General features: G+C 62.0%; 15 protein-coding genes and 2 pseudogenes. 12 read left to right on the forward strand and 5 right to left on the reverse strand.

Features of this window, described 5'->3' with window-relative positions:
* Positions 1-18: 18 nt before the first annotated feature.
* Entirely contained in the window at positions 19-897 is an 879-nt protein-coding gene (locus tag HBA54_RS17750; RefSeq protein ID WP_167227063.1) for a substrate-binding periplasmic protein, read from the reverse strand.
* Between the two features lie 184 nt (positions 898-1,081).
* Between HBA54_RS17750 and HBA54_RS17755 the strand changes: the two genes are divergently transcribed.
* The 6 genes from HBA54_RS17755 to HBA54_RS17780 all read left to right on the forward strand — a co-directional run bounded on the left by HBA54_RS17755 (position 1,082) and on the right by HBA54_RS17780 (position 5,685).
* On the forward strand, positions 1,082-2,470 hold the full coding sequence (locus HBA54_RS17755; protein ID WP_240932749.1) for an aminotransferase-like domain-containing protein: 1,389 nt from the start codon (positions 1,082-1,084) through the stop codon (positions 2,468-2,470).
* 189 nt (positions 2,471-2,659) lie between these two features.
* Positions 2,660-2,845 carry a Y4oE-related protein gene (locus tag HBA54_RS17760; protein WP_167227067.1) on the forward strand — a complete coding sequence of 62 codons (186 nt, stop codon included), beginning with the start codon at positions 2,660-2,662 and terminating at the stop codon, positions 2,843-2,845.
* 304 nt (positions 2,846-3,149) lie between these two features.
* Positions 3,150-3,947, forward strand: coding sequence for a winged helix-turn-helix domain-containing protein (locus HBA54_RS17765; RefSeq protein WP_167227069.1), 798 nt, complete (start codon positions 3,150-3,152; stop codon positions 3,945-3,947).
* Positions 3,948-4,085: 138 nt separating this feature from the next.
* Positions 4,086-4,340: a type II toxin-antitoxin system VapB family antitoxin gene (locus HBA54_RS17770; RefSeq protein ID WP_167227071.1), complete on the forward strand. Its 255-nt coding sequence runs from the start codon at positions 4,086-4,088 to the stop codon at positions 4,338-4,340.
* Entirely contained in the window at positions 4,340-4,762 is a 423-nt protein-coding gene (locus tag HBA54_RS17775) for a type II toxin-antitoxin system VapC family toxin (RefSeq protein WP_167227073.1), read from the forward strand. The genes HBA54_RS17770 and HBA54_RS17775 overlap by 1 nt, the downstream gene beginning before the upstream one ends.
* Positions 4,759-5,685: a nucleotidyltransferase and HEPN domain-containing protein gene (locus tag HBA54_RS17780; RefSeq protein ID WP_205944734.1), complete on the forward strand. Its 927-nt coding sequence runs from the start codon at positions 4,759-4,761 to the stop codon at positions 5,683-5,685. The genes HBA54_RS17775 and HBA54_RS17780 overlap by 4 nt, the downstream gene beginning before the upstream one ends.
* 21 nt (positions 5,686-5,706) lie before the next feature.
* On the opposite strand, the gene HBA54_RS17785 is transcribed toward HBA54_RS17780, so the two are convergent.
* Entirely contained in the window at positions 5,707-7,284 is a 1,578-nt protein-coding gene (locus HBA54_RS17785) for a tetratricopeptide repeat protein (protein ID WP_167227076.1), read from the reverse strand.
* Between the two features lie 360 nt (positions 7,285-7,644).
* Here HBA54_RS17785 and HBA54_RS17790 point away from each other — a divergent pair, with 360 nt between their 5' ends.
* Together HBA54_RS17790 and HBA54_RS17795 are read left to right on the forward strand one after the other, a co-directional pair.
* Entirely contained in the window at positions 7,645-7,902 is a 258-nt protein-coding gene (locus tag HBA54_RS17790; protein WP_167227078.1) for a Y4oE-related protein, read from the forward strand.
* A 159-nt stretch (positions 7,903-8,061) separates the two neighbouring features.
* On the forward strand, positions 8,062-8,352 hold the full coding sequence (locus tag HBA54_RS17795) for a hypothetical protein (RefSeq protein WP_167227080.1): 291 nt from the start codon (positions 8,062-8,064) through the stop codon (positions 8,350-8,352).
* Positions 8,353-8,965: 613 nt separating this feature from the next.
* Here HBA54_RS17795 and HBA54_RS17800 read toward each other — a convergent pair.
* Positions 8,966-9,148: pseudogene (locus tag HBA54_RS17800) on the reverse strand (hypothetical protein); the annotation flags it as partial.
* 16 nt (positions 9,149-9,164) lie between these two features.
* Here HBA54_RS17800 and HBA54_RS17805 point away from each other — a divergent pair.
* Positions 9,165-10,187 (forward strand): annotated as a pseudogene (locus HBA54_RS17805) (IS256 family transposase); the annotation flags it as partial.
* A gap of 204 nt (positions 10,188-10,391) precedes the next feature.
* On the opposite strand, the gene HBA54_RS17810 reads toward HBA54_RS17805, so the two are convergent.
* Positions 10,392-10,952 carry a site-specific integrase gene (locus tag HBA54_RS17810; protein ID WP_167227084.1) on the reverse strand — a complete coding sequence of 187 codons (561 nt, stop codon included), beginning with the start codon at positions 10,950-10,952 and terminating at the stop codon, positions 10,392-10,394.
* 652 nt (positions 10,953-11,604) lie between these two features.
* Here HBA54_RS17810 and HBA54_RS17815 point away from each other — a divergent pair.
* From HBA54_RS17815 to HBA54_RS29710, 3 genes are all read left to right on the forward strand, one after another.
* Positions 11,605-12,210 (forward strand): hypothetical protein, encoded by a 606-nt coding sequence (locus HBA54_RS17815; RefSeq protein WP_167227086.1) that lies wholly within the window; start codon positions 11,605-11,607, stop codon positions 12,208-12,210.
* Positions 12,211-12,750: 540 nt separating this feature from the next.
* Positions 12,751-13,845 (forward strand): helix-turn-helix transcriptional regulator, encoded by a 1,095-nt coding sequence (locus tag HBA54_RS17820; RefSeq protein WP_167227088.1) that lies wholly within the window; start codon positions 12,751-12,753, stop codon positions 13,843-13,845.
* Positions 13,846-13,984: 139 nt separating this feature from the next.
* Positions 13,985-15,163 (forward strand): helix-turn-helix transcriptional regulator, encoded by a 1,179-nt coding sequence (locus tag HBA54_RS29710; protein WP_167227090.1) that lies wholly within the window; start codon positions 13,985-13,987, stop codon positions 15,161-15,163.
* A gap of 44 nt (positions 15,164-15,207) precedes the next feature.
* On the opposite strand, the gene HBA54_RS17830 is transcribed toward HBA54_RS29710, so the two are convergent.
* Positions 15,208-25,116, reverse strand: a complete 9,909-nt coding sequence (locus HBA54_RS17830; RefSeq protein ID WP_167227092.1) for a cadherin-like domain-containing protein — start codon at positions 25,114-25,116, stop codon at positions 15,208-15,210.
* Positions 25,117-25,405: the final 289 nt, after the last annotated feature.

The following is a 25,405-nucleotide window of genomic DNA, read 5'->3' on the forward strand; positions in this document are numbered from 1 at the left end:
GCCCTCTGCGGCAACAGTTTACTGTGACCAGAAATCGTTTTCCTTGGCCACCTTCTCGTAGCCGGGCTGCAGCCGTCCGGCATCGCCGAGTTCGAACGCGGGCTGCGTCTTGAAGTGCTTCTCATACAAAGCCTGATAGGAACCGTCGCCCCACATCCGCTGCAGCGTCCAGTTTACCCAATCGCGCCAGTCGGAATCGTTCTCCCGCAAGCCAATCGCCATGAAGTCCTCGAAGAACGCGCCGCCGACCTCGATGTTATCCGCCCGCGCGCCCAGCTTTTCGATGATTTCGTAGGCATTGCGCTTGTTGGTCGGCAGGACGTCGATCTTTCCCTGAATCAACGCCACCACGACGTCCGGAAACTCCTGGTATTCCTTCATGTTGGCGTCGGGCGAGTGCTGCTTCCAAAGATCGATATAAAACGAGCCTTGCATCCCGCCGGCGACCGTGTCGCTGTTGAAGTAGTCCTCGGGATCGGTGCTCGCCCCTTTGCGGACCATGATCCGGGCCTGATCCACCACATAGACGTGCGAGAAGTCGACCACCTCGTCACGGGCCTTGGTTGGCGTGGTGGTGCCGATATCCGCGTCGATCTGCCCGTTCAGCAGCAGCGGGATGCGGTTTTTCGACGTCACCTGAACAAGCTCCAGCTCAACGCCCAGGTGCTTGGCGAAGGCGCGGGCGAGATCCGGGCCGAACCCGATGTTGTTACCCCGGGTATCGATATAGCCGCTCGGCGGGTTATCGAAGCGTACGCCGGCGAGCAACTTGCCGCGCTCCTGGATCGCCTGCAGAGTGGACTGGGCGTGACCGGGAACCGCCACGGCGGCGGCCGTGATCCCGAAGACCGCCGCGGCAAGCAATGCCGTGCCTTTAAATCTGGATAAGTTTTTCATGATCCCCCTCCCCTTCGCTGGAGCACATTTTCGATACCGCCGGACTAAGCGGGCTGCTGGCCAAAAAAATTCGCGGAGACTACGACAATTACTTACGATTGCCCCAAAACCAGAGGATGTATTCTGCGGATATATTTGATATTTTCAACCACCAAATTTAATCACAAATTGAAAATCGCGGTTAATGGAAACCTCATGGCTCCCTGATCTGGACCTGACTCGCGGACCGTTGTACTGGCGTATCCAGGGGGCCCTCGCAGAGGATATCCGCTCCGGGCGTCTTGCCGCGGGGGAACGGCTGCCGACCCACCGCGCGCTCGCCGACGCCTTGGGCGTGACCGTCAACACGGTGACGAAAGCCTTCGCCGAAGCGGAACGGACCGGCCTCATCGTCAGCCGCGTCGGCCGGGGCACCTATGTCAAGGGCTTCCCCGAGGAGATGCAACTTGACAACGGCAAGGCGCAGGATGTCATCGACCTTTGCCAGAATATCGCCGTAACCGACACGCTCGACCCACTGCTCAATCGTTTGCTCGGTGCGCTGTCGCGGCGCGGTTCCCTGCACGGCCTGCTGCAGAACCACCCCCATCCCGGCATCGCCCGCCACCGCAACGCCGGCGCCCGCTGGATCAAGCGGCGCGGGATCGAAGCGCAACCCGGTCAGGTGCTCCTGTGCAACGGGGGACAGGATGGGCTGATGGCAATTTTTTTGGCCATCGCGCGTCCGGGCGGCACCATACTTACGGAAAAGCTGAACTATGCCGGCATAAGGTTTGTCGCAAGATGCCTGAACCTCAACCTCCGCGGCGTCGAAAGCGATGAGCAGGGCATTATACCCGATGCGCTAGAGGCGGCCTGCAAGCAAGAGAATGTCTCGGCTATTCTCGTAACCCCGACCAATCACAATCCGACCAATGTCTTCACGCCCCTCGAACGGCGGAAGGCCCTGGTGGAAATTGCCGGGCGGGCCGGGACGCTCCTCGTCGAGGATGACGCCTTCGGCCACCTGACGGGAAACAAGGTGCCGACCTTGACCGCCCTGGCGCCGGATCGCTGTATCTACGTTTGCGGGCTCTCGAAGAGCATGGCCGGGGGCCTGCGCGTCGGCTATGTACTGGCCCCTGCCGCGCTGGTGAGCGGCCTCGTCAACAGCCTCCGCACGATGTATTCGGTCTATCCGACCTTGATGGCCGAGATCGCGACCTCGCTGATTGAGGAGGGCCAGGCGGACGAATTTGTCGGCTGGCATCGCCGCGAAGCGCGGGAGCGTAACGATCTCGCACGCGAGGTGCTCGGGCTCGGCAACGGCCCGGAAGGTGTGTCGAGCTATCACCTTTGGCTGCCTTTACCTGAAGGCCGGCGGGCGGTCGATTTCGTGGCCGATCTCAGAGCGGAAGGCGTGCTCGTGGCCCCCCCTGAAAAGTTTACCGTCGACCACCAGCCGGCGCCCAATGCCGTTCGCCTCGCGCTCGGGTCGGTGCGCGACCGTGAGCGTTTGAAGGAAGGCCTCCGCCGCGTGGCCGACTGCCTCAGCGGCCGGCCGCACCGATGGCACAATTTGCGGCCGGATTAATACTTTTTAATACATCCTCAATCGATTGTCGTACGACAATCCTAACATTGCCTCCCGAAATTGTTTGCATTGTACTCTACCAAGCGGGGCGTAAATCGATTGCTTGCGGCAACAAGTTCTCCCCGCCACTCAAGAGTGGCTGAGAATCGCCAAAGGCGGCGGGCCGGACAGTGTGCGGGGATTTACTTTATGAGCGAAGCTGCGAGCTGGGAGAGTTTCTGGGACTTGGCCGATCCCGAACGAGGCGCCCGCCAGTTGAGGGAACTCTACGGCGCCGAAGCCGCCGAGGCGGCGGACAGTTGCGCGTCTGCCGCGCAGGCCGATGACCGGGACGACGACTACCGCTTCTGGACCGCGGTCAAGGCCAGGCTCTGAGCCGCCACGCCGCCGCCCTACCGGGCGCGATCCCGGCATCATCTCGAAAAACACTCCGTTACCCCCGTCTTTCCGGGATAATTGCCCTGACCTGAGCCCTTCGCGTGGAATCGGCTGAAGCGGTTCATCGACCCGATGAGACCGCTCCAAAGATGAGCTGATTCACCCATTTTACCACCTAACCGCGTTTTCCCTTGCCTGATTTCTAATCAGTCCGGTAAATTTTTACCCCTTCATCGTTCTTGCTGCATGATGGGGGCAGCGGGGAATAATCGGCTGTGGCGACGTCCCGCCGCCGATATCCTTGGCAGAAGAAGCGGCCAAGCAATCCGAAGGTGGCGGTTTGGATGGATCAGAAACGCTGTCTGGCAAAAAATGGAAGGGCCACCTGGTGGCCGGCACGAAGATCGAAAACACCGGAAAACCAACCATACTGATCGAAGGCGTTGACGGTCGTTATCTTGATCTTCTGGTGTACGTTCTGGCGGGCCAGGGTTTCGCGGCCGTTCGGTCGGGCGGCAAGTCTCAGAGTTCGGGATCTGCGCCGAAGCGCGCGGAGGTCATCGTGCTGGACTGCGTGTCGCTGGGATCTTACGCCCCGGACGCCCTGCGGCGGATCAGGGAGGCGCCGGCCAGCGCGCGGACCCCGGTTCTCCTGCTGACCGAAGAGCAGGCGGCCCCCCTGGCGACAGGGTCCGCCAATGGCGCCCACGACTATTATGTATGGAAGTCGGCGGGCCCGCAGGGGATCGTGGCGGGGCTTCGCCGGGCGCTGCGGGAACAGACGCCTGTTTCCGATCCCAACATCTTGGAATACGCGGGCATCAGGATGGACACCACCGCGCATCGGGTGCACCTTGGCGAAAAGGAAATCCATCTGGCGCCGACACAGTTCGAGATACTCAAGCTCTTCCTCACTCACCCCGAGCGCGTTTTCACGCGCGAAGAGTTGGTGCAGGCCATCTGGCCCGCGAAGGCGCATGTCGGAAAGCGGACAGTGGACGTCCATGTAGGGCGCCTGCGCCGCGCCCTTAGCGGGCCGGTAAAGCACGGCCTGATCCGCACGGTGCACGGCGTCGGCTATTCCCTCACCGGCGAATAGGCTCGGGCTGCCCCCTTGCGGCTGCCCTGCGGCGCCTTATCCGCGCGTCGGCCGGTCAGGCCGCCGGATTGACAAACCCTGGGGTTGAGCCTATACAGGAAGAAACAAGCCTGAAATCTTCCTCACGGCGTCAGCATCATGGCATTGAACATCAAGGACCCTGAGACCGACCGGCTGGTCCGCCAACTCGCCGACCTCACCGGCGAGAACATCACCGATGCGGTGAAAAAGGCGGTGCTGGAGCGGCTGCGGCAGGAACAGCGGCAGCGGGGCAAGAAGATCGACCTGAAAAAGCTCGACCGGATCATCACCCGCTTCGCCGCCCTGCCGGTGGTCGACGACCGCAGCCCGGACGAACTGCTCGGTTACGACGACGGGGGCCTGCCGACCTGATGGTGGTCGATACCTCTGCCGTGATCGCGATCCTGTGGAACGAGCCGGAGCGGCATCCCTTTGTCGCGGCCGTTCAAGCCGATGCCACGCGCCTGATCTCCGCCGGCTCCGCCCTGGAGGCGGCGGTCGTCGTCATGCGAAGGACCGGGCCCGAGACGGCTTCCCGTGCTGCCGCCGAGTTAGACGCGGTGATGAACCAACTTGGCTTGGCGATCGAACCCGTCACCGCCGCCCAGGCCGGGATCGCGCGCGAGGCTTACCGGCGCTACGGCAAGGGCTGTCACCGGGCCGGCCTCAACTTCGGCGACTGCCTTGCCTATGCCCTGGCCAAGGACAGCGATGAGCCCCTGCTCTTCAAGGGCGGCGACTTCGCGTTGACCGACGTGATCCCCGTGCCCGTGAAGCCAGGAACGATGCCATGATGAAGACCAGCCTGGATCACCTGCCGGCCAGGAAGCGGCGCGAGCTGAAGCAGGTCGAGAAGATCCTGCACGACGAGTTCGAGGACGCCTTGAAAGACAGCGAAGCGGCCTGGAAGAAAAAGGGCCGCATCCTCAAGATCATCCTCTTCGGCTCTTACGCCCGCGGCACCTGGGTCGACGAACCCCACACCACCAAGGGCTACCGCAGCGACTTCGATATCCTGATCGTGGTCAACAACAAGAAGCTGGGCGAATACGCGCCTTACTGGCACAAGGCCGCCGACCGCCTGCTCCGCCGCCGCGCACCGGCAACGCCGGTGAACTTCATCGTCCACAGCCGGCGCGAGGTGAACGCCGCCCTGCGCAAGGGCCAGTACTTCTTCAGCGACATCCGCAAGGAAGGCATCGTGCTCTACGAGCTGGACGAGGAGCCGCTGGCCGCGCCCCGCCCGCGCAACGTCAAGGACGCTCATCAAACGGCGAAAGAGCATTTCGAAGAGAGTCTACCTCTGGCACAGAGCTTCCTCGAAACCGGAATTTCGCTTTCTCGAAAGAACCAAAGGCACCAGCTAAAACACTCCGCCTTCGAACTGCATCAGGCGGTCGAGCAGATCTATCGTGGCCTCCTGCTGACCCTGACCAACTACTCGCCGCCCTCGCACAACATCAAATTCCTGCGCGCCCTGGCCGAGGGCCGGGAGCCGAAACTCGCCGCCGCCTGGCCGCGCGACCTGCCACGCCACCGCGCTTGGTTCAGCGGCCTCGCCGAGGGCTACGTGAAGGCGCGCTACTCCATGTTTTACCAGCTCGATGCCGATGCACTGGCCTGGCTCGGCGCCTGCACTCAGCAACTCCAAAAGCTGGCCGAGCGCGCCTGCCAGAAACACCTCGCCAAACTCGTCCGCGCCGCCGCCAAGCGCTGAACCGAACTCAGGCGCCGCCGGTCAGCCGCCGCCCGGTTCATCCTCCCCGCCGCCCAATCCCTCGGCGGCCTCCAACGCCTCTTCCTGCCAGTCCGCCATGTCCAGCGCCTCGTAGAGATAAGCGGCCTGATGCAAATGCCGCCGCGCCGCACCGGCCCGGCCGAGCTGCTTTTCCAGTTTGCCCAGGCCAAAAAGCACGTTGGCCTCGCCCAGGCGGTCTTCGACCTGCCTGTAGAGCCTGCGCGCCTCGGTGTAGGCCGTGCGCGCCTGATCGTCGCGGCCGAGCTTGCGTTCCAGGTCACCCAGACCGTGCAGCACATTGGCCTCGCCCAGGCGGTCTTCGACCTGCCTGTAGAGCCTGCGCCCCTCGGTGTAGGCCGTGCGCGCCTGATCGTTGCGGCCGAGCGTGCTTTCCAGGTCACCCAGACCGCACAGCGCGTTGGCCTCGCCCAGGCGGTCTTCGACCTGTCTGAAAAGCGTCCTTGCCTCGGCGTAGGCCGCGCGCGCCTCATCGTCGCGGTCGAGGTTGCGTTCCAGGTGACCCAGACCGGTGAGCACGTTGGCCTCACCCTGGCGGTCTTCGACCTGCCTGAAAAGCGTCCTTGCCTCGGCGTAGGCCGCGAGGGCCTGATCGTTACGGTCGAGTTTGCTCTCCAGGTGACCCAGACCGCTGAGCGCATTGGCCTCACCCAGGCGGTCTTCGACCTGCCTGAAAAGCGTCCTTGCCTCGGCATAGGCCGTGCGCGCCTCATCGTCGCGGCCGAGCTTGCGTTCCAGGTCGCCCAGACCGTGCAGCGCATTGGCCTCGCCCAGGCGTTTGTCAGCCTGCTTGTAAAGGGTCCGCGCCTCGGTGTAGGCCGTGCGCGCCTGATCGTTGCGGCCGAGCTTGCGTTCCAGGTCACCCAGACCGTGCAGCACATTGGCCTCGCCGAGGCGGTTGCCAGCCTGTTTGTAAAGCGTCCGCGCCTCGCCGTAGGCCGCGCGGGCCCGGTCGTTGCGGCCGAGTTTGCTTTCAATGTTGCCCAAACCGAGCAGTACGTTGGCTTCGCCCAGGCGGCTGCCAACCTGCCTGAAAAGCATCCTTGCCTCAGCGTAGGCCGCGCGGGCCTCATCGTTGCGGCCGAGCTTGTGTTCCAGGTCACCCAGACCGATGAGCACCTTGGCTTCGCCGAGGCGGTTGCCAACCTGCTTGTAGAGGGCGCGCGCCTCGGCATAGGCCGTCCGCGCCCGGTCGTTGCGGTCCGCAAGATAGTCCTCGTCCGCGCGCTTGAGGAGGGCATCCGCCTCCGGAGTCTCAGGCCGTGCGGCCGCCGGCGGCGGATCGGGATCGGCCCGCTCCACCCGGGGCATAGTCGGCGGTGCGGCCGCTGGCGGCAGAGGTGGGGCGGGATCGTCCGCCACCGGTTTCACGCGCGACGCGGCCCAGCCGAACAGCCCGAAGCCGGAGAAGATGAAAACGAACAGGCCGGCCCGGTATTCCAGCGGCGCCTCGTTGAAGAAGGCGAAGCCGAGCAGCCCGAGGGCAACGATCACCAGCGCCCAGATGCCCAGCGGGCTTCTGGCGGCCTCCGCGATGGTGCGCGGCACCTGCTCCCACATTGGTTCTTCTCCCCCGCCGACCCGGTTGTTTTTCCCTCTGCAATCAGACTACGCGAAGTCGCCCGCCCGCCGCCACATTCCCTGCCGCCACAATCGCCGCCGCCGGCGCCAAGGTTTCCCGATGCCCGCTCTGCAGTTGCATGACGGCGCAATTTCTGCAACTCTTGATTTCCGCGTACTTTGCCGTGCGGAGAGGCCGCGCCTCTGCCTGCATGGCGCCCATACCGGCCAGGGACGACACGGAGGACATCCGAAAGCGGATATCCGTAGACCCGTGTGCTCACGTATCCCGTGGGTTTGCTGAACGTCCGGCCACCGAGCTTTACACCCCGTGCCGGACCGAACCACGGGAGGTTTGGTATGGGCGATCAGTCCCTCGATTGGAACAGTTTTTGGGATGTCGCGAACCCGCGGCAGGCCGCGCGGGCCCTGACCGCGCTCTACGGCGCGGACGCCGAGGGCGCGGCGGCGCATTGCGCTCAGATTGCCGAAAGCGACGGACGAAGCGAAGACCAACGCTTCTGGCTGGCGGCCCTGGACGAGATTCGCGCTGTTGGCACGGAACCGCCCGGCACGACCGAGACGGCGGGGCCGCCGCCGGGGGACGAGCATTCCTGACCCCTGCCCGCGCCCAGGGGCCTGGCATAGGGCGCATCACTTTGTCCGTCGGGAAGCGCGGCTCGCAAGCCGCTGACGGCGGCAGTCTGAAACCGCCCTGGCCGAGACTGATATGGGTATGAACCGGCACCCAAGGCCGATCTGATGGGATCGCACGTCATGTCAGAGCAAGGCTATGAAGCAATGGACCTTCCAGTCCCGCCGGAGTGGGAAAGCGGCGATTGCCTTCGGAGGATAACGCCGGAGAACGGCTCTCTCGACGCCGCCATCCTGGCAGCCCTTTATTTGAAGGAGCCGCAAGCGCAACTCAGCCGGTATGAACGGGAAGCACAGCAGACAGACCGGCAGTTGGAAGTACTTTTTTGGCGGCGGGCCCAAGAACTTTTCGTCAGGATCATGACCCCAACCGAAAACAGCGACACCCTTGACAAACGACCCACTTGGCATTGAGTGCCGACACTATCCGTGCCATCGGACACTCGCCGGGAATGCCGCCGCCCTGCAAACCTTCTTGGCTCGCCAAGATCACCAATCGGAAACGGATTAGCGCAGAGTTCCGTGTAACGCCGGCCCGCGCTGCCATCGTTTCGGTGAGAAATCGAACGCGACAACGGGGTGCGAAACCCGGCGGGCGAGACACAGCCTCGCTGGATCGTAATCGACAAGTAAGCCGTCGCGTACCAGAGTTTTGAGCGCTTTCAGTATCGCCCCCTCACTCTCAGGAAAAACGAAAACTTCGACTTGGACACCTTCAGACACAGCGTGCACACATATCGAACAATCATCAGTATCTCCAGGATGGCTGCCTGTCACCGAAGCGGCCGGTTGCATTCTCAGGGCCGGTCCGCCGCTTCATGTCTCGTTGTTGACGTGAGTGTAGTGCAAACAATCTGACGGCCAAATGTAAGACTTGTCGTACGACAGTCACTGAATATTTGCCTTACGACAATGGTCATCAGATTGAATGCTGTTTTCGAATTTTTTCTGTCTTCAACGACAACCTGTGCTGACGCTCTATCGAATGCGAAGTAGTCGTCTGTGAAGAACCCGCACCGCTGTGTTTTCAGGCGATCTGATAGGCGAACGAGGTTTTGCGAAGCGCCTCAAACGACCGGATGAGCAGATGGAAGTTGTAGCCGGCGGCGGCGAGGACGGCGTTGGCGCGGTTGCCCTCACGGCCCTTGAGGTAATCGCGTTCCATACGGTGCTCGGCCTTGACGTGGCCGATCACCGGCTCGACCGGGCTCGGCAGTGAAAACAGTCGCAACAGTCACAGCAAGAAACGGATTCTTACGGAAAGCAGTTCAGTCGAGGTTGCGGTTCCGCGCGACCGCAGCGGAAGCTTTGAGCCTCAACTGGTCAAGAAGGGCCAGAGCCGGCTGCCAGGCTTCGAAGCGAAGGTGATTTCGCTCTACGCCCGCGGGATGATCCAGCGCGAGATCCGGACTCACTTCGAGGAGTTCTACGGGATCTCGGTATCGGCGGATCTGATCAGCCGGGTGACCGATGCGGTGATTGATGAAGTCAAAGCCTGGCAGACCCGGCCCTTGGATCAGATCTACCCGGTGATCTTTTTCGACGCACTATTCGTCAAGGTCCGCGATGAAGGAACGGTCCGGAACAAGGCGGTCTATTTGGCGATCGGCATCACCATGGGCGGGACCAAGGAGATCCTAGGCCTCTGGATCGAGCAGACCGAGGGGGCCAAGTTCTGGCTCCGGGTCATGAACGAGTTGAGAACCCGGGGGATCAAGGATCGGCTGATCGCCGTAGTCGATGGCCTCAAGGGCTTTCCCCAGGCGACCAACAGTGTCTTTCCTGAGACCCAGGTTCAGACATGCATCGTCCATCTGATGCGTCATGGCCTGTCTCTCTGCTCGTTCAAGGACCACCGCGAAGTGGCCAAAGGCATGAAGACGATCTACAGGGCCGAGGCCGCGGCCAATCGCCTGACCGAGTTCGAGCAGTTCTGGGCTGCCAAGTATCCCTCGATCGCGGCCGGTTGGCGTCGGAACTGGGAAGAAATCATCCCGATGTTTGCCTTTCCGCCTGAGATCCGCCTCTTGATCCATACCACCAATGTCATGGAGAGCCTGAACCGAGGGCTGCGAAAGATCATCAAGACCAGGGGGCATTTCCCCAACGACCAGGCGGCCACCAAGCTGCTCTTCCTGGCTCTCAAAAACATCGAGAAGCGTTGGAAGGCCGCGCCACAAACGCATTCCACTGCTCAATTGCGGCGCGGCGCTCAGCAAGATAGTCATATCGGTCATAGTGACGCGTAGAGACATCACTTCCCTTGAAGTGATTTTGCAAACGGTCTCGCATCTCCTTCGAAATGCCCGCGCGACCGGCAAGAGTCTTCCAAGTCCGTCGGAGGTCCCGTGGCGTAAACCCCTGGGTGCCTGTTTCATTCGCATATCTTATTTGGTGTCGTATCGATGGCGTGCCGCGTGGGATCGATCCGATGTGGGAAAAAGAACTCTGAATCATTGGCGATGAGTCCGTCGAGGATCTCCATCGCGATGGCTGGCAAAGGCAATGAATGTGGCAAGCCATTCTTGGTTTTTCCAAATTAGCAGGCGCTCAAGTCGATCATATTGGGTCTCTGTAAGACTCAGAATTTCTTGAACGCGTTGGCCGGTTACCATGATCAGTTGGATTGCCGACACAGAGCCGCTACGCATGTTGTTGGACACCAGCCAAGCCCAGAACAGTCTAAATTCCCTTGGCGTCAGAAATCGGTCGCCCACGCGCAATGCTTCCAAGTCAGTTGGGATCGCAGCAGCTGGGTTGGTCACTATGCCCCAGCGACTGCTCAAATCTCGGCGTGTATAGTCATGCTCGGATTTCATGCCAAATGCGAAGGCCGCGCCAATATAGGCACGCGCACCGTGCGCCATACCGATCTTGCCCCGCGAACGAATAGCGGCAAGGTAGCGCACAATGGCTTCGGGTCCGATTGACCTAGCCAACTGATCGGCACCGAGGGCAGCAGCTGCATTGTCATCACGCTTCAACAACATCCGTTCAACTTGGTACCAACTCACCTTCCGGGAGCTTCTCAAGTATTCAACTTAAGCGGTGAACAGACCCCGAACAGAGATCTCTGAAGCATTGTTGTGCAGAGAAACCATAGTCTCGCGTCGGAGATCGAAGACTGAGGAGTTTGACACCAAACACCCGATTACCTGATCAGCGGGGGCAGAGTTAAACCCGCGATCTCCAGATTGTGAGTCTGTGAGTTTGGGGTGCCATGGAACTTCTTGGCTCTCTTAGTGCAAAGGACTTGCACACACCACCGCATAACTACTTAGAATACATAGATTCCTTATCCAATCCATCATGGGCGCCGCGGACAACACTCTGCCGTCAAAAAAAGGTGCAATCTCGATCGGCCGTCCTGCCGACAAGGCAAGCACCGCCTTCGGCGCGTGCCAGCATCTCGACGGCCAATTGATCCAGTTCAACTCAACCACTTTGTGCAGGTTAGCTTGTCGACAGCCCGATGATCGCCCCCCATTTGGGGGCTGTAAGGCGGCCCTCTACCGATCACAATATCAACCGTCGGAAGTAATTTACGATCATTGATTTTTGACAGGTCAAGGCCCGTCACGAAGGCCGCGCCTGCGCGGCGGCAATACGACCGCCAATGTTTTTGGCGATGTTTGTACACTTCGTATTACTCGAAGGAGGGGAAGCATGAAAACCAGGATAAACCTTATTGTCCTTGCCGGATGCAGTATCGTGCTCGCTGCCTGTGCATCTGATGAATCGATTAACCGCGAAACCAAGATCGAACTGACGCCGATGCCCAAGCCAGCCAATCTGATCGACGAAGCGCGCTGGCTGGATAAGGGCGAACCGAGCCTGGACAAGATTGTCTCAATCGAGGACGGGTTAGTGGCGCGGACAGTATTAGAGGGCAAATCCAAGGGATGCGATTACACCACAGACGGTTGGTTCGCGCCCGCTGCGCGTTGGCTGAACTGCAATGGGTCGACCGGAAACCATAAATACACCAAAACAGGTAACATATGGCCGCTGGCCGTGGGCAAGACTGAGTCCTACAAGGTCGAAGGCAAAGACAATAAGAATACCTGGAAAACGACACGAAACTGCGAGGTCGCGGCGGCGGTCACGGTGTCTATTCAAGATCAGCAGTATCAAAGCTATGAAGTCGTTTGCAAAGACAGCTTTAACACGCGGACATGGTACGTCTCTCCGCAGTTGCAGCGCACCGTCAAATTCAAAAGGCGGCATCACAAACGAGGGCTGGAAGTAGATTCTGTCGCGGTCCTGAACTGACCGAAGCGCCACGAGGGCCTGCGCGCGGCAAGCTGTGCCATCGACGCCGCGTGCGGGCCCACTTTGGCGTAGTGGAGTCCGCTTTGCGTGTCTGTCCAAACAAAAGACCGTCACTCTTCATCGAACCTTAGCCGCGAGTAATACAGCACGGTCCTGGAACAGGCCTTCGGGAAGGCGTCGGTACAATCGAAATTCTATCACCGGATGTATTTTGAATCTCCACTCGACTGAAGTAACCGTGAAGACCTGCATGCGCTCAATAAAGTGATGAGGCATCAGAGGATTGTATTTCAAAGACTTTTCGGTAGCGGCCCTCGAATCTCTTAACACCTGCCTAGCATTCGACCACCATTCTTCTTAACAGGCGGTACTGCTTGTAGTTTAATCAACTCTAGAGAGCACCTGCAAAATCCATCTAGAACTCTGTCGGAACCGGTTCTTTAATGGGGGGAGGAACCAGTGACGAGCGACTCGTTAATCGATACCGTTGCCTGCATTTACCGCTCCGCCACGCTGCCGGAAGGACAATGGGCGGAGGCCTTGGATCGGATCGCGCGGGAGATGGGCGCGGCCGGCAGTCATCTGCATTTGGTAGACCTGCGCCGCGGAGAGGTTTCGATCAGCGGCATGTCGAGCATGTTTCCCGATCGGCATTCGTCTATCTGGAAGACCTGGCAAGACCTCTACGTGAAGTACGACCTGCCGGCCTATCGAGCCTTGATGGGACTTCAGAGAATAGGTTTTCACACCGATCTTGATCTGCTCGACTTCGCCGACGAAGAGCAGCATCGCGCCTTTCCCAGCGTTCGTTTCAACATCGAGCACCTGGGCATTCGACATCGCGCCGGCAGCCGGCTGAACCTTCATGACGCCTGGTTCGATATGGTAGCCGTGCAGTATGCCGATGACCGGGGGCCCATGACGCAGCCGGAGGCTGAAGTCGGCCGGCTTATCGTTCCGCACATCGCCAAAAGCGTCGAGATGCAGCGCACTTTCGGAATGCTTCGCCGTCGCTACGACGCCGTCGTCGCCGCACTTGATCACTGGCGTATCGGTGTCTGCATCGTCGTTCAGGATGGCAGTATCCTAGTCACCAACCATCACGCCGATAAGATCCTGAGCGAGAGGGATGGGCTTCAGATCAGCCGCGAGGGTCGGCTCGCGGCCCTCGGCAGCAATGAAGGCGGATTCCTGCAAGCAGCAGTCCACAGCGCCTCGAACACCGCCTCGGGAGCCCTGGACAGTGCGGAGTCTCTGTTCGCTGTAAATCGACCGTCCGGCGATGATGCCTATTTGGTTTGCGTATCCCCCCTGGGGGATGACGGGGGCGAGCTTGAACCCGGCTTCACAGGCGCTTTGGTCGCTATCATCGATCCGACTGAAACGGAGTCGATTTCGACCGCAGGCATGGGCGAGATCTACAACCTTACCGAAACGGAACAGCAAGTCTGCCGTCTGCTGGCCGAAGGCTACAAGTCCGATGACATTGCCGAAATCCGTAGCCTGCAGCTTGAAACCGTGCGCAGCTACGTAAAATCCATCTTGGCGAAAACCCGTACCCACAGCCGCGCCGATCTCGTCCGGCTTGCGGTACTTCTCAACCCGCCGATCGATGATGACCGAAAAGAGCCTTAGCGCCGCAGCGAGAGACATGACGCGCAGTTTCATCTTTGACGCACGACGATTGAGGAAACCTGAAAATGCGCATCCGGGGGCAGGATCGGAATAACCGGGTAAGAGCGGCACGGGCTCTTCATGTGCCGGGAGCGGCGCTGTGAAACCCCATACATCACTGATTGATACCGTTGCTTGCATCTACCGTTTGGCACTGGCGCCGGAAGGACAGTGGTCGGATGCCTTGGACCGTATCGCTTGGGAACTGGGCGCGATCGGTGCTAGCTTTCACTTGGTCGATCCACGCTGCGCGGAACTTTGCGTGAGCAGCGCGTCGTCGTTCTATCTCGGGCTTTCTTACGAGCAGTGGCAGCAATGGGCAGAGAAGTACGGCAAGAGCGATTTGCCGTCCTATCAAGCACTGATGGCGATGCGCGAAACCGGCTTTCACTCCGACATGAGCTTACTAGGCTACAATAGCGAGGAAGAACATCGGACTCATCCAAGCATTAGATACGCCATCGAAGAATTTGGAACCCGGCACCGCGCCGGCACCAGGCTGAATCTCCACGATGCTTGGCTTGATGTGCTTGCCGTTCAGTATGCTGCCGAACGCGGGCCCATCACCAAGGCGGAAACCGAAACCGGCGCTCTGATCATTCCACATATGGCCAAGAGTGTGGAGATGCATCGTGCCTTCGCTTTGCTTCGCAGCCGCCATGATGCCGTGGTTGCGGCCCTCGATCGCTGGCATGTAGGAATCTGTATTGTCCTCGAAGGTGGGAGCATTGTGGTATCCAATCGCCATGCCGAGGCGATACTGGACGCCGAAGATGGGCTGAAGACAGACCGACAGCGGCGTCTCTGCGTAACCGGCAGCGAAGAAAACGGGGCCTTGCAAAAGGCAATCCGCGGCGCCTGCGCGACCGCCCTGGGTTCCGATCTCAGAGCGGAAACACTCATGACGGTAAAACGCCCGTCCTGCTGCGACTCATACCTGATCTCTGTCTCGCCACTTGGCAACGATGGGCAAGAACTCGATCGTGGGTTTACCGGCGCGCTTGTCGCGATCATCGACCCGACAAAATCTGACTCGATTTCAACGGCCGGTATGGGCGAAATCTACGATCTGACCAGGACGGAACAAGAGGTTTGCCGGCTGCTGGCAAAAGGCTGTGCGACAGGCGACATCGCCGACATCCGAAACCTGCAGGTTGAAACCGTCCGCAGCTACGTGAAGTCTGTTCTGGCGAAAACCAGAACCCACAGCCGCGCTGATCTGGTACGCCTTGCGATCCTGCTCAACCCGCCAATCGATGCGCCGGATGAGAAGCCATAACCGCCCCTATCTCGACCCACACCCGCAGCGGCATCGCCCTCTGCCTATACGACGGCGCTGAAGACGTCAAGATTGACCTCGGAAACCGATATGCCCTGCAGCACAGCCAGGAAGGCACCGCTTGACTGAAGCGCAATCGCTGCGTCGCCGCCTTGCGTCGCGGTGACCGCAAGATCACCCACACTAAGGCCGTCAACCAGGCCGAGACTGTCGATGCCGATCTCAAAATCGGCGATGACATCGGCCAATTCCAAGACATCTGCACCATCTTCCGCGCGCAGAATGAAAAGGTCCGACCCGTCCCCTCCCGTAAGGCTGTCGCGCCCGCCGCCGCCGTCCAGCCGGTCGTCACCGGCACCGCCGATGAAGTCATCGCCGCCGGTCCCGCCGAGGAAGATCGCGGCATCACCGGCCCCGTTATCGTTCAGGACCACAAAGTCCGCATCTCCGCCGGAAAAATCGACCGCGAAGTCAAAGCCCTGACCGACGCCGCGAAGGATGAAGGACAGCGCCTCCACCTCCGCCGTCAGGCCGTCGCCGGCGGTGAGAAAGCCGAAGCTGTCGCCGGCCTGAGGAGCATACCCATCGATCACCACGAATTCGAAAACGCCGCCATTGAGCTTCGCCTCCCCGGCGATCTGATAGAGATCGAAGGCGCCCGAAACGGTGCCGCCCAGTTCCACCTCCAGGGTGCCGGCGTTCATGGTGAAATCGCCGCCGAAGACGGCGGTACCCGGCGAATTGCCGTTGATCAAGGTGCCACCGTCATTCTCAACGTCGCCAATCAGAGTGCCGCCGGCCTGCACCGTGACAGTACCGCCGCTGCCGATGAAGATGTCGGCGATCCCATCACCCTCAGCCACGCCGGCGCGGACCGTGCCGCCATTGGCGATGGTCACGCTGCCGGTACCGCCGTCGTCGAAAAGCACCTCGCCGCTGTCGAAGTCGAACCCGGCGCCTACGACCAGCACGGCCCCAGCGTCGAAGAGCGTCGCCGTGCCGTCCACCCCGTCCACCACCAGGGCGCCGTTAGAGCCGGCTTCACGGCCGACGAAGGTGTAACCGCCGGCGGCGTTCACGACCTGCCCGCCCTGGGTCAGGTCGAGACTGCCATCGCCCGCGCGGCCAATGTTTATGGTGCCCAAGCTACCAGCGACATCGCCGGCGCCATTCGAAACGATAACCTCGCTGCCAAGGCCGTCGACTGTCATGGTACCGACGGACCCGGCCTCACGGCCAAGATTGAACCCGGGAAACTCGCCGCCTTCTCCATCGATGGTGAGCAAGGCCCCGCCTTGAACCGTAAAGTTGCCCTCACCTAAGCGGCCGACCTGGAGGAAAGCGCCGAAACCGTCAACGTCCTGACCAGCGAGCCGCAGCTCGCTGCGCTGCGCACCATCGGAACTGCCGTCGATGAGCACGCTGCCCCGGCTGCCGACCTCCCGGCCAACATTCATGAATGTAGCGGTAACGAGGCCGCCCTGGTCGATGGTGAGTTCACCCGTTCCGAGGCGTCCGACATTGATGTTCGGCTCAACGCCCTGGAGCAGGAGCTCCGATCCTTCGCCGCGCACCAGGACCGATCCATTGCCGTTCGCGTAGCGACCGATGTTCATGCCGGCAAAGGCGTCATCCCCATCGATCGTCAGACGGCCACCACTCAAGATCTCGAGGCGGCTTTGGGCCAGGACCGTCGAGTCCTCGGGATTGCCGCGGCCTACGAACACAGTGGAGTCCTGGCCGAAGAGGCTGACGGCGCCGCCATTCCGGATGGTCATACTGGCATCGCCGCTGCGCAACTGAAGGCTTGGGCCGAAGATATCGTTATCCGGATCGACGGGGTCGGTTTGGGTGATATTGATCTGGGAGCCGGCACCGTCGACCAGCACGCTGCCGGTGCTCCCGTCCTCACGGGCGATCTGCAGGACCGGACTGTTGAAGCCCGGACCTGCCGCAACGTTGATCACCGCGCCTGCCAGAACGTTGAGCGCACCCTGACTCCCTGCATTGCGTCCGATCCGGAAAAAGCCGGCGTCGTCGTCATCCGGCGGCAAGTAGGTACCGAAGTCGTTTGAAAGATTGATCTCCGTACCGGCACCGGTTGCCGTCACCGTGCCGGCCCCGTCACGCGCGACATCAATCCAAAGCCCATCGACAGCGGCACCGCCCGAGACGGTCATCTCACCGGTTCCAGACCTGCCAACTTCGATGATTGCGTCCAAGCCCGAAGTCGTGAGCCTAGACCCTGCCCCCGTCACCTCAAGAGAACCGAAGGCACCGGGCTGGCCGCCGACAAGCACCCTCTGCGCCACAACCTCGGCACCGCCACTGATTTCTAGACTTCCGTTGGCGAAATCCGTGCCGACCACGATCTCACCCTCGAACGGCGTACTGACATCCCCGTCCGCAAGCACCCGGAAGACGAAATCGTTCGGATCCAGGACGTATCCAGGCAGGCCTTCAAGAAAAATCGCGTAACCGCCGCCGAAGTCGAGCAGCGTTCCACTTGTGACTGAGGACACGCCAATGCCGTCCGGGCTGGTGCTGTTCCAACCGATAACCTCAATGACATCCTGGCCCGGCGCAAAATCCGTCAGGGTGATCGCGGCGCTGGGTGCGCCGAGGTCCAGCGGCGCCAGGGTGATTACGAAGGTATCGCCACCAAAGCCGCCGCTCAGAGTGTCGTTGCCCCCGGCGCCACCCAAGGTATCGCTGCCTCCACCGCCTTCCAGCAAATCGGCGGTGGCGCTGCCGCGGTCGAAGTCGTCGCGGTCGCCGCCGTCCAGGATCACGCCGTCTCCGGACACCACGCCGTCGCCCAAGAGGTCCAGCGTCCGGCTCCCCGCATTCCCCGAGAACGCGAAACTGGCCTCGGCGGCGACGATCCCCGTCATCCGGTAGGACACAGAGTTGCTTTCAAAAAAGGAGCCATGGGTCAGGAAGGTAAAGCTGTCACCACTCTCGGCCACGAAACCCGGATCGAGGTCGAACTGGACCAGGCCGCCGTTGAAGTTGACGTTGCCGGTCGCCGAGACGACATCATGACCGCTGACCGGTGTTTGCCCTGCGATCTCGATGCGCAGCAGGCCTTCGTTCAGATTGAAGTCGCCGTCGATTGACAGTTGACCCGGCGAGAGGCCGGGGTCGATGGTGCCGCCATTCAGGGACAAACCGCCGTCGACCAGACCGTTGCCGCCAAGGCTGCCGTTGACACCGACGGAAATGAATTCGGCCTGAACCTCCCCGCCGTTCAACAGCGTTACCGTCCCCTGACCGGTCTCTCCGATCACGAGGCCCGCGCCGGCATCAAAAAGGGCGCCAGCGCCATCGACCGCAACCGTGCCTTGCCCCCGCTCGTGGCCGCCGACGTTTGCCTCCTCGGCGATGACCGTACCGCCGTTGATCGCGAGAGAGCCGGCGGCCACCAGGTCCTGCCCAAACTCGCCGAACGGGTCGAAGGAACCGCTCCCCACGGAGAGGAAACCGCTGAGGGTCAGCGACGAGGTGGCGTCGACGGTCACGCTGCCGGTCGAGCCACCGGCCGAAGCGATGGCGTTGAAATCCCCGCCAGCGGTGACCGACCCGCCATTCTCGATTGTCAGTGTCCCGGAACCCTCTCGCCCGACCTGGAAATTGCCACCGATCTCCCAGGTCGCATTGTCGACCACGGCAGTGCCGGCCCCGGAAATGCCAAATCCGATGTCGACACGCTCCGCCACCACCCTGGCGCCGTCGCGGGTCTCAAGTCTACCCTGTCCTTCCTTGCCGACTTCGATGCGGTTGCCGAAGCTGTCCTGGGCATTGGTGCCGCCGACGCTCAGCAGAGAATCCGCGCCCTCGATGACCACCCTGCCGTCGCTGCCCTCGTTGCGGCCGATCCTGAAGCGTGTATTGGCGTCGCCGCCCTGCACGGAGAGCGTGGCGCCGCTCTGGATCAGTAGGTTCCCCACGCCTCCGCCGTCTCGGCCCACGTCGAGCGCAACGAAATCGTCGCCGCCCACCAGAGAGAAGTCGGCGCCATTGCTGAGCGTCATCTGGCCGCTCCCCTCGCGGCCGATGCTGGAATACACCTCTTCGCCGGTCAGCGTGATCGAGGAATCCGGGCCATCGACCAGGACTGTGCCGTCGCCCGTTTCCCGGCGCCCCAAAGTGAGGTCCGAATTCTCACCGGTGAGGCTCAGCTGACCGCCGTTGCGGATTTCCAGGCTGCCGCTCCCGCGGAGGCCAACCGGCATGAAGGGCCCGAACACACCGTTGTCCGGGTCCGCCGGGGCCGTTTGTGACAACACGATTTCAGATCCCGCCCCATCGATCACCACTGAACCGGTGCTGCCGGCATCTCGCGCGATGTAAAGTCCCGGTTCGGTCGTGTTCTCGTTCACGCCTTGGCCGTTGCGAACTTCCAGACGTCCGCCATTCAGGACCTCGATGGTGCCGTCACTGCCAACTTTGTTCCCCACACTCACAAACCCGGCGGCATCAAAGAACTCACCGGAGAAGAGGCCCTCGTCGTTGGATGCCGTAACAATTGTACCCGCACCTTGGATAGTGATCGTTCCGGTGCCCTCGCGGCCGGCCTCGAGTTGCAGGGTGCTGAGGGAGGCGCCGCCCGACACCACCAACTCGCCGGTCCCGCCGCGGCCGACCTGTACGGTGTTGTCTTCTCCCCTTGTGGTGACAGTGGTGCCCGGCCCCTCAATCACCAAGGTGCCCGCACTCCCGGCCTCGGCGGCGACCACAAGGTTGTCGAAACCATCGCTCTCGAAGATGGCGGTGGCCCCGCCGCTGATGGTCGCTTCTCCGGTCCCAAAAACGCCGATGGCGGTGCTGCCCTCGACCGACAGTTGGCTGCCGCCAGTTACCTCAAGTGCGCCCTGGCCGGTCGCGGTCTCTCCCAGATTGAAGAAGCCGCCGGGACCGGACTTTACAACACTGGCACCATTGTCGATAGAGAGAGCGCCGACGCCGGCGTCGCCGACGATGATCCCCGAATCCGCGCCGTCAACGGCGATGGCTGAGCCGGCGCCATCTATCACGACAGCGCCATTGCCTACGGCCTCTATACCCATTCTCAGCGTAGCGCTGTCACCCGCCAGGGTCAGGTCACCGCCGCTTGAGACCGTCAGGTTCCCCTGCCCGCTGCGCCCTACCGTCACAAAGGGCCCGAAAAATCCGTTGTCCGGATCAGACGGCCCGGCCTGGGACACCGCGATGATGGAGCCCTCGCCATCGACCAGCACCGCCCCGTTGCTGCCCGCGTTGCGGGCGACCTGGAGACCCAGATCGCTGGTATCCTCATTCACGCCGACGCCGTTGCGGATCTCCAGCCGGGCGCCGCCCAGAACCTGGAGCGTGCCGCTGCTGCCGTCGTCGCGGCCGACGCGGACGAAGCCGCCGTCGGTGGAGTCCGGGTCCGAAAAGAGGCCGTCATCGTTGGAGACGGTGACCTCGGTTCCCAAACCGTTCAGTGTGACGTTGCCCTGCCCGGCCCTGCCGGCCTCCAGCCAGAGGGTGTTCAGGGCGGCGCCATCCTGAACCGTCAGCGTACCGGTTCCGGCAAGACCGACCTGCACCGTGTTGTCTTCGCCTCTGGTGGTAACGCTGGTGCCGGCGCCCTCGACGACCAGCGAGCCGGTACTGCCCTGTTCGGCGCCGATAATCAGATGGTCGACGCCGTCGCCTTCGAAAACAGCCGTGGCGCCACCGCTGATGGTCGCATTGCCGGTTCCAAAGTTGCCGATGTAGCTCGACCCCTCAATGGTGACTTGGCTATTGTTGGTCAGCACCAGGGTGCCGACACCGGTGGATTCCTCGCCCACCGAGAGGTAGCCGGAAGCGAGGACCTGGCCGGCGTCGATCATCAGGCTGCCGACCCCGGTCTCGCCGACAATGATCTCGAAGGGCTCGACGAAGGTGTCGCCGCTGCCGCTGATCGCCACAAAGCTGGCGACACCGCCGGCCAGTTGCACGCCGAGCAGGCCGCCGGCGTAGTTGAGCCCCGTGAATTCGACGCCGTTATCGATGACCTCGGCGGCATCAATGAAGTTCAGGGTTTCGCCTGCCAGAGGCAGAAAGCCGTCCAGAAAAACCACATCGATGATACCGGCAAAGGTGGCGGTGCCGCTGACCACAAGGCTGTCGCCGCCGCTGCCGTCGATTTCGACGGTGAGCACGCCGTCCGCGCCCTGCACAAATGCGCCGTCGATGGTCAGTTCTCCGGGGCTGGCGCCGGGATTGATGGTGCCGTTGTTGGTAAAGGTGCCGCCGGAAACATCGATAGTACCGCCGCCGCCGATCTCCCCGCCCAAAGTATTTTCGAAGTCGGCACCCACCAAGGCGAAGGTGGCAGCCGCAGCAAACGTCATGCTGCCGCTGTTGCGATAGGCGGCTGCGTTGGTCACCGTCACGTCAGCATTGGCGGCAAAAGTCGCGCCGGCTTCGTTACTGTGGGCGCCGCCGTTCCCGGCGATGTCGGTCACCGCATTGATCGTCACCGTGCCGTTGTTCACCAGATCGGCCGCAATGCTGCGCGGACCGCCCACCCCGGCCTCGCTGACGATGCTGCCCTGGTTGTCGAGCGGCGCCCCGGTCACCACCAGGCTGGCCTCGGTCGGACCTGTCGCCAGGCTGGCGGTGAGAGTGATCGTGCCTAACTGAACCAAGCCGGCGGTGAAGCTCAAGGTCGAAAGACCACTGCCCAGCCCGCCATCGATGACGATCGCCGCGCCGACGGCATTTGTGAAAGGCACAGCCAAGGCAACGCTACCGACAACGGTCAGGCTGCCGTCGTTCACCAGCGAGCCGCTGCCGCCGATATCGTTGGTGATCTGGCCTGTTCCGCTGAGCGTCAGAGCGGTGTCCAGGGTCAGCGGCGCGACGCCGCCAAGGGTGGCAAAGCCGGTGACGGCCAGGCTGCCGCCGCCATCCAGGGCGCCACCGGTCCAGTTGAATGCGCCGGCCAGATTCCCTGCCCCCCCGACGGTCAGTCCACCGCCGGACAGGATGACAGAGGCATCCCCATTCCCACTGAGAGGGCCGGCGACCGCCAGGTTGCCGCCTGTGATGTTCAATGTTTCATTGACCAGAGAAAGAGACTGCAGCGTGACCGCCCCGCTGGAGAAAGCAACAGCTCCAGCCTGGTCGGCGATCGTCACATCGGCGCCATCGCCGGGCACGCTGTTGCTAACCCAGTTCAGCGGATTGTCCCAGGCGCCGTCGCCCCCGGCATTGGTCCAGACGAAGCCCGAGGCCACCGTGACCGTCGCCACGGCCGGGACGCTCAGGTTATTCGCGACGGCGCCGTCATCGGCCTGCACCAGGATACTGCGCTCGCCTGCAGTGGCGCTGGGGGATGTGTTTTCGTAAACGAGGCTGCGCAGCACCTGCTCGTACTCAGCCAGGCTGGCGCCACCGCTCAGTGTCAGCGATGCCGTGCCGTTGCCCGTCACAACCACGGCGGTCCCGGTGGTATCGGCGCTCAGCACTTCGGCACCGCCGTCTTGAACGTTGCCGATGCTCACCGTCAGTCCGGTCAGGGTGGAGCCGTCCACGTCGCTTACGCTCGCGCCCGCCGCGGTAATGCCCACCGCAGCACCGCCCCGGACAAAGATCGTCTCGAAACCCAGGCCCGGACCGGGGCCGTTCAGATCCACCTCGGGCGCGTCGTTCACGCCGGTGACGGTGACCGTCACCGTGGCCGTATCGGTGCCGCCGTTACCGTCGGAGATCTCATAGGCAAAGCTGTCCGTCGTCGTCTCGCCCGCCGCCAGGAAGTCGAACTGGCCGTTGGGGTCGTAGTCAAAGGTGCCGTCGCCGTTATCGGTCACCAGACCGGCGGTGCCGGTGGCGTCGAGGCCAGCCACCGAAAGGCTGTCGCCGCTATTGGGATCGCTGTCGTTGGCCAGGACGTTCGCCGTGGTGAAGCTGCTGTCCTCGTCCGCCGTAAAGCCCGTGCCGCTGTCGTCGTCGGCATCCGGCGGAGAATTCGGGATCGAGAAATCGATTTCCGCAGGATCCGGCAGGCTCGCCAGCGTCCCGTCGCTCACCGAGACGCTATAGGCCGGCGCCGTGCCGTCTCCATCGTCGACGAAGATCACCGCGCCATCGATTACCTGTTGCTGGGTGAAGAAGAAAACCGCGACGCCCTGGCTGTCTGCCAACTCGAACTGGCCGCCGGTAACCCCGCTGACCGTGAACTCCAGGGCGGCAGCGGCGTTGTCGGCGTCAGTAGCGCTCAGGTTCGCGGGGCCCAGAACCACCATTTCTCCCTGTTCGACACTCAAGCCGTTGTTCACCAGGACCGGCGCATCGTTGACCGGAGTCACGATGATCGGCACCACCTTGGGCGCGGAGGTGCCGCCGTCCGGATCGGTAACGGTGACCGAAAAACTGGCCTGATCGTCCTCGTCGCCGTTATGGGCGAAGAACAGATTGCCGTTGTCGAGATCCGCCTGGGTGAACCCGGAGACGACCTGAAAGCCCGCGCCCACTCGCAGAACCACAAAGCCGTTGGTGGCCGTGATCAGGTCGTAGGTGTAGGCCGCGTTGGCCGGCGACTCGGCGTCGATGGCACTCACGGCCAGACTGTCGATGGCGGTTAAACCACCCTCTACGACCGTGATCGAGTTGATGTTCAAGATCGGTGGTGTGTTGGGTGGAGGGAGTGCCGGATCGTCGTCACCGCCTGAGTCTGACGCCGATTGTGGCGTCGTCACGTCCCCATCCGAGGACGTCGGTGGCAGGCTGGATGTAGCAACGTCTGTCCCGTCTGGCGCGGCATCGCCCCCCCCTTCGGACACCGCCGGCGCCTCCAGGCCCGCCGCAAACCCGCTGCCCTGACTTTGCGGTTGGTTGCCGCTGCCGGCCTGTGGCTCCGAGGACGGTCCCCCGGCAGTTTCAATCGCCGGCTCGTTCAGGATTGCATCAATCTGTTCCTCGCTGAGGCCGGCTTCCTCCAACTCTGCTTTCAGTTGATCGATCTCGGCTTGCTCTGTCTCGTTCTCTTCGGAGTCTTCGCCGTCATCCTCCGTACGATCCGGATTGATGGTCCGCTGAACCTCGACAGCCCTGTTGAGGGCACGGCCGAAAGCCGCGTTCAGGGCCTGGCCGGAGCCGACCGCCGGAACGCCGGGGTCGACGTTGGCGCTGCTGACGCTGAGAAAGTGATTGGCGAGGGAGAAGGTCGAGGTACCCGCATCGTTGCTGAAGGAAAAGCTGCCGAGTTCGCCGGTCTCCGGGTTGACCAGGTTGGCGATACGCGTACTGCCGCCAAAGGTCGCGATCTGCACACCGACGGTGGTGCCGCGGATGCCGATGGTGCCGACCGGGGTCTCGACGTCCATCCCGCCGCTCGGCGCCACCTTGCCGGTGATGAAGACAAAGGTGCCCTGGATCAGGGACACACCCATGGTGTTGGCGGTGCTGCTGGGGTTGTAGATCAGTTCGTTGATCACCATCCGCGCATTGGCGGAGAGGGAGAACACCGTATCGTCGATAAACAGGATACCGAGGTCGGAGCCGACGCCGGTGGAAACGACGTCCCCTTGGAAAATCGGATCGCCTTCGCTGAGGTTCGCCCGGCTGCCGTCCGCCCGCTGCACACTGGCCACGCCGTTGAGGGACTGAACCTCGCCGATGGATTCGCCGAGCAGCACACCGGCCGCCTGCGCGTAGCCCAACGGGAATTCCGGAATCGCAAGCCCGTCGACGGTCTCTGGCGTCAGCCGCGCGCCTTCCGCTGTTTCCAGGGACGGGCGCGCGTCCTGGGTGAAGTACCCAGGCAGCAGGATCTCCTCGCCGTCGGCGCCGCGCAGCAGGAGATCGTCGCCCAGTCTTATGAAATCGGCAGAAAACAGAAGGCCCGCATCGATGACGACGCCAGACTGCTCCGACAGATCGATAACCCGGAGGGCGCTGTCTGTCTGGCCTTCCGTCGAATAGGTCTGCTTGACCATGCCTCACCCCTATACCTGGTAAAAACACCAAGGGGCGGCCCGCCGGAACCCCATCCTGACCCGATTGCGGAAGGAGATTCCAAAGCTTCGCTGATCATCGACCGCCCCTATGGGTATCCTTGCAAGGAGAGCAAAGTTGAGGCATCCCCCATCTGGGGGGTGCGCTGCTGAAAGTGGAGTAGGTCGATACTAAAACTACTTAAGCAAAGGTTATTATTGCCATGGCTAAAACAACCTAAGGCTTTTTAAACCAGAGTCCCTTTAAGAAGCATTCGCTGGCTTTGCCGCA

Origin of the sequence: Pelagibius litoralis (genome assembly GCF_011683915.1) — a bacterium.
Classification (GTDB): domain Bacteria; phylum Pseudomonadota; class Alphaproteobacteria; order Kiloniellales; family Kiloniellaceae; genus Pelagibius; species Pelagibius litoralis.